The following is an 8,787-nucleotide window of genomic DNA, read 5'->3' on the forward strand; positions in this document are numbered from 1 at the left end:
ATGGCTTGCTCGCTATGAAAACGGCTGGAACAAGCTGAAGACGGATTTGCTCAATTCAACCGCGACTGTGAATTATTACCGTGCATATACTAACGCATTTTCTTATTTTGCGATTGTCGGAGAGAAAGCGCAGGCGGCTCAGGCGCCTGCACCTGTTGTAGAGCCTGTAAATGAGAATCCGGCGCAACAGAAGTCTGTGAATGAGGAAACGCCTAAAGAACAATTAACGCCGAGCGAACCGGAAAAGTCCAAGCCTTCGTATGTCGGGTATGTTATTGCAATTCTGGTAATTATTGTCGGCGTATGGGTGGCAAGAAGCAAGGTATTGCACAAAGCAATGAAAGAGACTATTAAAGAGCAACCTGCGCCCGTAGTAAAAAACATCTTTACAAAACCAAAAATCTCGCGTAAAGTGAATTCTTCAAAAACCAAAGACCTCGACGATATCCAGAGGCGCATAGACGGAATAAAGAGGAAGAGTAGGAAATAGGCACATCAAGCTTTTATACTTCTTACACACATAATATACCTATGGTATCAAAATCTGTTACTTTGAGCGAAAAAAGAAAAGGATTATCTAAAAAAGAAGCGTACTTGTTAGCTTTCCTTTCCGAGAACAGAAAGAACATATTCTCCCTACACAACGTCATGACCGTATTAAAATGCAGCTATGAAAATGCAAAAGTTATTGTCGGACGGATGAAGAAAAAGAAATGGATTATAAGCATAGTAAAGGGAAAATATCTCATTGTGCCTTTGGCCGCAGGCGTTAAAGGCGAATACACAGAACACGAATTTGTGCTTGCATCATTGGTAGCAGAGCCGTGTTATATCGCGTACTGGACTGCCCTAAACCATTATGGGTTTACAGAGCAGGTCCCAAGCACGGTTTTCGTCGCAACGAGGAAAAAGGCAAAGGACCGGGAAATTTTCGGGATAAAATATAAGTTCGTATTCATTTCAGCCCATAAGTTTTTTGGATTTAGAGAGATTCCAGTCTCAAGCTACAAGGTAAAGATTTCTGATAAGGAGAAAACGATTATCGACTGTCTGGACAAGCCAAGATACTGTGGCGGCATAGAGGAAATAGTCAAATCGATGCATTATGCAAAAGACGAGCTTAACTTTGATAAGCTGGCGACATATGCCTTGAAAATGAAAAACAATGCAGCGATAAAAAGGCTTGGATTCATCCTTAATTTTCTCGGTTTAGAAACAAAGACAAAAAGCCTTGAAAATAAAGTTTCTGCCAGCTACTCGATTTTAGACCCAACGAAAGAGAAGAAAGGCAAACTAAATTCAAAATGGAAACTGCGGATAAACGTAAGCGAAAATGAACTGACAAAGTGGTAATATGCTGACAGAAGAGGACATAAGGCGAATTGCAAGGGTGCGGGGCATGAATGTCGGCCTTACTGAAAAAGACTATGCGATAGATTGGTTGCTGAAAGGAATATATGCGTCCAAAATCGGGAAAAGTCTACTATTCAAAGGTGGAACAGCCATCAAAAAGGTTTACTTTCAGGAAACATGGCGATTCTCGCATGACGTAGACTTTACTGCCTTAAACCTTAAGATTTCGGATATGGAAAACCTGCTAAACGAGGTTTTCAGAAACATTGAAAGCGAATCATCTGTCCGGATGGATTTTGGCTCGTTTCATAAGACTGAAGGTAGCATAATTGCAAGCGTGCAGTTTATCGGGCCGCTAAATGCCAAGAACAGGATACGTGTGGACATAACGTTTAACGAGAAAGTCATTGAAAAACCGGCTCATAAAACAATAAAATCGCCGTATCCAGATATTGAATCGTATTCAGTTTATGCGTACTCCCTTAACGAAGTATTGGCTGAGAAAATAAGAAGCATCATACAGAGAGGCAAAAGCAGAGATTATTATGATGTCTGGCTCCTGCTGAAAACCCAAGAGTTTGATATGAAAAAAATACGGGAACTTTTGGATGAAAAATGCAGGTTCAAGGGAATAGAGTTCAGGAAGGAGCTGATTTTTGAGAAGGAAAAGAGGAAAACCGCGAAAAGTTTCTGGGAAGCGGGGTTGAAAGAGTTGGTGAAGAATCTGCCTGATTTTGAGCAGGTCATAAACGAATTGGAGCTTATGTTAAAAAAACTATAATGTAGGGTGAATCAGAGTAATGATAATTGCTTTAACGGAACGACGGCGGGAACTCCCCCGTCGGAAATGGAAATTTTATTGAGTTTCACTCTGCGCTTTAACGAAGTCACGAAGTGATTTGGGAAACTCCGCAGAGTTTCCGTTAAAGCGCATGTTAGGCTCCCGCTCATCAATAGAACCAAAGCGGTCGAGCACCGCAGGGCGAAGCCCGAGGAACGGAGAAGTCGGCGGCGGCTCGCAAGTGCGTCCAGATATTTTTCTATACTTCTAAAATTCCTTCTACTTCGAAATAAAATGGTGGCGAATCGCTGGCTTCACCAACATAATGGATTGTACCTTCAAAAGTTATTGCATGATATTCAATAAGACTGTAGTTGCGTCCGTCAAAAGTATAACTCACAGTTCTTGAGAGATCAAGAAGGCTAGAACCTTCTTTTGGTATCAATGCAATCTGGTCTGCAGTTTCCACGTTAAACTCTTTTGAATTATCAAATACCGCTAATTCGTATTCTGGACCAAAGAAATTTCCCACGTTTCTTACTACGACGCCACTAAGAGTAACAGCCTTGCCATCATACGACTGCGGATTGTCTATAATATCAGAAGCGTTAACTTGTTTTGGTTTTTCTCCAATACACCCGCTAACAAGGAGTATCCCCAGTATCGCCAACGCCAAAAGATATTTTTGCTTCATGCCTTAACATGTGTCTTACCGTATTTATATGCTTTCTGAAATTGTTCGGTAAAAGCCGAATAGTCGTGCGAGCCGCCGCCGATTGAGTTTAACTCGGCGGGTTTACGAAGTCCGAGCGTGGCGAGGATTTGGGTGAAAGCTACGGAGTAGCTGAAACCGTAAAGCCGCTTGTTGTGCGACCCGAAGGGCAAATTGCGAAGCAATTTGAGTTGCGAGCCCGCCCCCGTCGTTGTATCCGCTTAATTTTTATTCGACCATTATACAATATTCTGACACAATACCCAAAGAATTTGACAAAATTTACATCACCGGCCGTCGCATTACTTTTTCTACAAGTAATTTATATAACTCGTTTGCAATTAACCTTGCTCCTTTTTCATTTGGATGGACGGCATCTGAAAAACAATCATCATTAAGAACGGAGCATATGTCTACGAGATATATGTTTTTTGAGTCACAATATCGTTTTAACCTTTGGTTGTGGTAATCTCTTCTCTTTTTTGATTCAGCTATAAATTCCCTTGGAGTCATTGATTCATTTAAATACGGAACATTGATTAAAATCGGTTTTGCCCTTTCCGAAATGACCTGTATCACTTTATTGTAATTATTTATTATTTCCTCGCTAGTTGATTCTAAATCAGACTCCTGTCCCATATCATTTGTTCCAAATCCAAGAACAACATACTGGGCATTTGGAAACCGCGTTAGAGCATCTTTTACATAAACTAATTCATCTCTACTGAGTGCTCCAGATATTCCATAGTCTGCGACGCCTAATATTTCCGATAGTTTTTCCTGAAGAAATTGAGGGTATGTTGGAAATGGTCCGCTATAAGTTCTTAGTTTTTCCATTCGGATGTTATTCCAGCCTGTTATGCTATCACCAACACATATAACATCAATTGCCTCTCTTTTTTCTTCAAAGTCAACACTGTCCGCGTCTGAAAAATACAATATTTTAGGTTGTGTTTTGATCATCATAACATATTACTGTATTTCAAGTTATAAAAGATGATACCTTACTCATTCACTAACTTCATTAATTGGGTCAAGAACATAACCAATCCTTTCAAATTCTTCTACAGGTAAAACGAGGCCGTGAGACTTGATATAAGAACTACAGATACCATGAGGCATAGTAGAATGCCTATAAAGGTCTAATTCGGTGGGATCAATAATAGCCACGTATTTTTTATCACCAATTTCAAATTCCTTTGCTAAAAAAGTATGAGCCCTCATAGTTCCACTCTCACTAATTCCATGGTAAAGTTTCCAATCCTTTAAAGCCTCCATCAGTAACAATGTCTCTCCCGTGCAATCAAGCAGGCTGGAATTGATTAATTGGCTTAGTTTAACATTCCCGCTTTCCAATAATTTCAAATATTCATAAAATATGGCTCTTTGATCTGCATGGGTTGCTCTTGTTTCATTAAGATTTTTATATCGTAAAAAAGGAAGATCGTCTTGCATCTTTTTTGAAAATTGATTTGAAGCATTCAATAAGTCTTCAACGTTCATATCAAAGCCTAATCCACCAAATAGTTCTTTATAGTCATCGATTATTTTTTCTTTGTATTCAACAGGAATATTATCAACAATAATTCTTTGATCCATATCGTCCTTACTTATACCGGGGGCAAATTCTCCAAAATTTTTATGTATAAAACTGTAAACTTTTTCCAATGTTACCACCAATTGATGTTCTATCAGCAAATATTTAAAAATGCCTTACCGCACAATAAATCTACGTACTTTAGCACAATTCGTCGTATCGTTGGGGCGGGCTCGCAATTTCGCACAACTCGGGAATTTTACGAAGTCGCCGTTAGGCGATTTGGGATTTTCCGCAGAAAATCCGTTAAAGCGCATGTTAAGCTCTCCGAACGAAGTGAGGACAAGCCGCCGAAGGCGAGCGAAGAGTTCGAAAACCCGCTAACGTATGATGCGGGGCGCAGAAAACATTAGAGAGTAGCATCCATATTTCCGTGAGAGACAAAGTGCCTCAAATCCCACCATAGAAACCGTGCCAAACTGGCATCCGCAATGGTACTTCCTAATGATTTGACGAGATTCTTTCTAAGAAGATTTTCTGTTCTTTTCCGCGATTCATCTACGGTGTTACCTTTTATCAGCGAATCTACAAACAGATTGGATGGCTCAAGAAATAGTTTCGCGGTTCCGTCATGAAGCGGCCTCGAAATATTTTCTGGCTCATAAGAGAAAATGAAATCATCGTCGTAACCGGTATAGCTTATTGCTCCTGATTCTACGCTTTTTGGTCCGAGAATTTTTGCAGACCTGCACGATAAAGCATAAACGATTTTTGACTTTAGCAGACTTTCATTTTCCCCTGCTTTTACTAACGGTTGATTATTATGTCCTGTAACCGTGTTGTCGTCTCCGTGGCCGTTTAGCACCACGAGATTGGGAGACATTTTGATTATCATGCTTTCGAATTTTTGCCGGTTTGCATCCTCACGATTGAGATCCAAAACTTTCATTCCTTTCTTTTGAGCCGCGTTTATCATCTCTTTGTTCCAATAGGATAAATAATGCGTAGTAGTGTCATGTTCTGGTCTTGTAACGAGATACGTCTTACTCATACATTACGCCTTCTTTTATCGCCCTTAAGAACTCCAATTCTACCTCTATCATCTTTTTGCCTATTGAGTCTTCCTTTTTAACATGATCTATCAGCTCGTCCTTTGTAAACTCGCCTTGTGATCCTATTGAGATTTTCCTATTCGATGGCAGGGTTTCTAAGCGAACGATTACAAGCTTCTTTATATCCTCTGAAAGTTCGTCGGTCATATCAATTTCAACTCTTCTAATTTTTTAAGTATCTTTTTGCTTTTATCGGTTTTATTAAATATTTCAACATACGCGACATTCCACGTTATCGGCTCGTTGTCAAACACAAGGATTATTTCCTTTCTTAGGTTCAGAGGAATGTTTGCGTATATCTTCAAAAAGCGCTCTCGAGGGTCCATGGCATAATATAGACTAGTTTAGAATTTAAGCTTTCAAGCGACGGATACTTTTCATAAATTAACAAACTATCGCGGATAATTTGACTGAATTCCGGTTTGACTTTTGTTTTCAATATTAATGGGAATTACATCCTTAACGATTATCTCTTGACAAGCACGCTGCCATTCAGAACACTTTACACCCTTAACTAAATTAGAACCATCCTGAGTACAACGGTATATGATATTTTCACATTCAACAAGTCGTCCATCATACGGGGCCTCAGGAATAGGACAACCCGTTTTCCTTTGACTAAGCGCAAGTTCAAAACCTCTACAATTTTTAAACTTAGCATAATGATTTTCCAAACTAGAATTTTCGACAACAAGCCAGGTAAATCTTTGAGTCTCCATAGTAGTATAGCCAAAACAAAGCCTTTTAGATGCACATGTAGAAGTATCTTTTGGAAACGCGAAAACAATCAATAGACCCATAACCAAAATTAAAAGTGTCCTTTTTGTAATTTGCATCGCATATAACCCCACACAAATCGGTCTTTGTATTGCTGCTTCTATGAACTATTAGTCATCCCTGTTTAAATACATTTCCATTCATACCCCATCATACCGAATAATTAATTGTTGAACTGATCGTTGTCATTCCTCAAATCTGCGCCCCACTCACGTAAATGTGAAAAAGTAGGCGGGTTTTCGAATTGAGTTTAACCTTTGGGATTTTGTCGAGTCGCGTAGCGATTCGGACGGAGCCATAGGCGTAGTGACAAAATCCTTTGTTAAGTGACCTCAACCAATATCAACAAAAGGCGACGGAGCGAAGCGGAGGAGAGTCGAAAGAAAGAGCACGTTATAATATGTTATTCAGAATTATCTCCGATTGCAAATTTTTTCTTTTTTTCAAAAATTCTTTAATAGCATTTATTCCCGAATCTGTATCTTTCATTGTTTTTGCAATATTTCTAAATTCTGGAGGTTTAAGGCGCAACAAAGAATATTGAACGTCCTTTTTTTCAGCAGAATCTTCTTCCTCGCTAAGAAGTATTTTGTCATATGCTGCTAATGTAGGGTTTATTTTTCTCAAACTATCGTAAAACTTATAACCCATATAGAATAGACCAATGCCCCCTACGGAATACCCCGTATCCGAATTTAAAACTGCAAGAAATTCTGATATACTTCCTAAGTAGATATTTCCGTAAACGAAAACTTTTGCAATTTCGCCCGATGGGTGATATTTTTCAATTTTAGATAACCTATTTATACTATTCTCTTCTGGCAACCATTCGTTAGATCTCCAAGGTAGTATGAATGAATTTGGATGAACATATGCACTTAATGGATCCCGAATACATTCTATGATTTCATGCCGTTTTATTTTTTTGAAATACTCCAAATCATCTTCTTTTCCAAAAGATACTTCTGCAATAGGAATTTTAGTTTTGTCTAATTTTATCCATTTCAGTTGTCCGCCAAAATATCCTTGTTCTCCCTCAATTATGGAAACCCAGTCGGGATTTGTGTTATATTCCGAAATAAAATATTCATAGGTTTCATCGGCTAATTCTAATTTCCTTTTTTTAGTCATTCCAAATTGATACCAATGTTTTTTGAAAAAATTGTTTTGCTCAAGTGTATCAATGGCTTTTTGTTTCAAATCATCTTTAAGTTCATAGGCTTTTTGTAAAAAGGTTTCTCCGCGAGTTGAAAATTCTTTTGGTGTTTCTTTTTCAAAGGGGAATACTCCTAAGAAATCTAGTTCGTCAACATACATACTTTAATTACTTATTGATGGTTTTTATAAATATTCTCCTTTTTGTAAATAGACATTTGTGCTCTTTTTTTCGATTTCACTTAACGTATCGCGGATAAAAGAAGTTGCCGAAGGCAATTTGGGCGGAGCGTAGCGAAGCCTTTTATCCGCTGTTGTGCGAGTGCGATAGTACCGAAGCGTAGCGGAGAGTTCACGGAGCCCCGCCAGTTATTTTTTCTCGTAAAATTTTGGATTAATAATAGATATTAATAAACCAATTATTAATCCAACTGCCATTCCTTTTGCGTATGGATTTAAACTGAAAATATCTCCTAAAAATTCTACAAAGATTCCAGTTATTGCTCCAACAACTGCAAGTATTCCCAAAGTCAATAAGAGTTTTTTGGTATCCATCATAATTTAACATCTCCTTTCTTTTAAATAGTTTTTATTCGACCTTTAAATAATCTTCTTTTTGAGGCGGGGCGGAGTGAATTTCGCACAACGTTTCGCGGATAAAAGAAGTTGCCGAAGGCAATTTGGGCGGAGCGTAGCGAAGCCTTTTATCCGCTGTTGTGCGAAGTTGCAATATTATGTCACCCCATTTTTTTCTTAACATATGCTAGGCATTTTTCATTTTTGCATTCCTTACAAACAAATAGTTTGATTTCAGCAAATGCTATAATAAACAACACCCAAAAGACAAACAATAAGATTTTTGTTTTCCAAAGCCAAAATTGAGGAAATACAAATAGGACTGTCAGGGGTAGTATCGCTCCTAATATATCCCAAAAACTATAATTACTTTGTTTCCTTGGTGGCAGCCACTTTGATAACTTACCTGGGAAAATATGACCACATGAATCTAACCTACAAATACACTTTGAGCAATAGGAGTAAATGAGTATTGGTATAGAGATCAGAATGGTTGCAATATACACTAACCCCATCAGAAAGGATTCGCCCAATATAGCTAATAGTCCAATCAAAATTGATAAGAATATCAAAGACAAACTGGAAACACCATGAAATCTATTATTCATTTTAAATCCACCACCTATTTTTAGCAATTTCGCACAACTCTGGGTTTTTGCGAAGTCGTGAGCGAAGCGAACGATTTGGGCGAACCAGAGTGAGCCGTAAAAACCCTTGTTCAGCGATCCGAACGAAGTGAGGGCAAGGCACGAAGTGCCGAAGAGTCGCCCCCGCCCGTCAAGAA

At 38.6% G+C, this 8,787-nt stretch carries 13 protein-coding genes; 3 read left to right on the top strand and 10 right to left on the bottom strand.

Going from position 1 to position 8,787, the window contains the following annotated elements; genetic code table 11:
- The 3 genes from KKB09_07040 to KKB09_07050 all read left to right on the top strand — a co-directional run.
- The coding region (locus tag KKB09_07040) for a PGF-pre-PGF domain-containing protein (GenBank protein MBU4300941.1) at window positions 1-490 on the top strand (490 nt) is incomplete at its 5' end.
- Between the two features lie 41 nt (window positions 491-531).
- Window positions 532-1,353 (top strand): hypothetical protein, encoded by an 822-nt coding sequence (locus tag KKB09_07045; protein MBU4300942.1) that lies wholly within the window; start codon window positions 532-534, stop codon window positions 1,351-1,353.
- A 1-nt stretch (window position 1,354) separates the two neighbouring features.
- Window positions 1,355-2,134 carry a nucleotidyl transferase AbiEii/AbiGii toxin family protein gene (locus KKB09_07050; GenBank protein MBU4300943.1) on the top strand — a complete coding sequence of 260 codons (780 nt, stop codon included), beginning with the start codon at window positions 1,355-1,357 and terminating at the stop codon, window positions 2,132-2,134.
- Window positions 2,135-2,393: 259 nt separating this feature from the next.
- Here KKB09_07050 and KKB09_07055 read toward each other — a convergent pair whose 3' ends face one another.
- The 10 genes from KKB09_07055 to KKB09_07100 form a co-directional block, all read right to left on the bottom strand.
- Entirely contained in the window at window positions 2,394-2,828 is a 435-nt protein-coding gene (locus KKB09_07055; GenBank protein MBU4300944.1) for a hypothetical protein, read from the bottom strand.
- A gap of 300 nt (window positions 2,829-3,128) precedes the next feature.
- Window positions 3,129-3,812, bottom strand: a complete 684-nt coding sequence (locus tag KKB09_07060; GenBank protein ID MBU4300945.1) for an SGNH/GDSL hydrolase family protein — start codon at window positions 3,810-3,812, stop codon at window positions 3,129-3,131.
- Between the two features lie 42 nt (window positions 3,813-3,854).
- Window positions 3,855-4,523 carry a hypothetical protein gene (locus KKB09_07065; protein ID MBU4300946.1) on the bottom strand — a complete coding sequence of 223 codons (669 nt, stop codon included), beginning with the start codon at window positions 4,521-4,523 and terminating at the stop codon, window positions 3,855-3,857.
- Between the two features lie 269 nt (window positions 4,524-4,792).
- On the bottom strand, window positions 4,793-5,434 hold the full coding sequence (locus KKB09_07070) for a hypothetical protein (GenBank protein ID MBU4300947.1): 642 nt from the start codon (window positions 5,432-5,434) through the stop codon (window positions 4,793-4,795).
- Window positions 5,427-5,642: a hypothetical protein gene (locus KKB09_07075; protein MBU4300948.1), complete on the bottom strand. Its 216-nt coding sequence runs from the start codon at window positions 5,640-5,642 to the stop codon at window positions 5,427-5,429. Before KKB09_07075 ends, KKB09_07070 begins: the two co-directional genes overlap by 8 nt.
- A complete protein-coding gene (locus KKB09_07080) occupies window positions 5,639-5,821 on the bottom strand; it encodes a hypothetical protein (protein ID MBU4300949.1) in 183 nt (60 codons plus the stop codon). The genes KKB09_07075 and KKB09_07080 overlap by 4 nt, the downstream gene beginning before the upstream one ends.
- A 66-nt stretch (window positions 5,822-5,887) precedes the next feature.
- Window positions 5,888-6,331, bottom strand: a complete 444-nt coding sequence (locus tag KKB09_07085) for a hypothetical protein (GenBank protein MBU4300950.1) — start codon at window positions 6,329-6,331, stop codon at window positions 5,888-5,890.
- 334 nt (window positions 6,332-6,665) lie between these two features.
- Entirely contained in the window at window positions 6,666-7,589 is a 924-nt protein-coding gene (locus tag KKB09_07090) for a hypothetical protein (GenBank protein ID MBU4300951.1), read from the bottom strand.
- 207 nt (window positions 7,590-7,796) lie between these two features.
- The gene (locus tag KKB09_07095; GenBank protein MBU4300952.1) at window positions 7,797-7,985 is read right to left on the bottom strand and encodes a hypothetical protein; all 189 of its coding nucleotides are present in this window, start codon (window positions 7,983-7,985) and stop codon (window positions 7,797-7,799) included.
- A gap of 179 nt (window positions 7,986-8,164) precedes the next feature.
- A partial coding sequence (locus KKB09_07100; GenBank protein ID MBU4300953.1) for a hypothetical protein occupies window positions 8,165-8,787 on the bottom strand: 623 nt, incomplete at its 5' end.

The organism is Nanoarchaeota archaeon (assembly GCA_018897155.1).
GTDB lineage: Archaea > EX4484-52 > EX4484-52 > EX4484-52 > LFW-46 > LFW-46.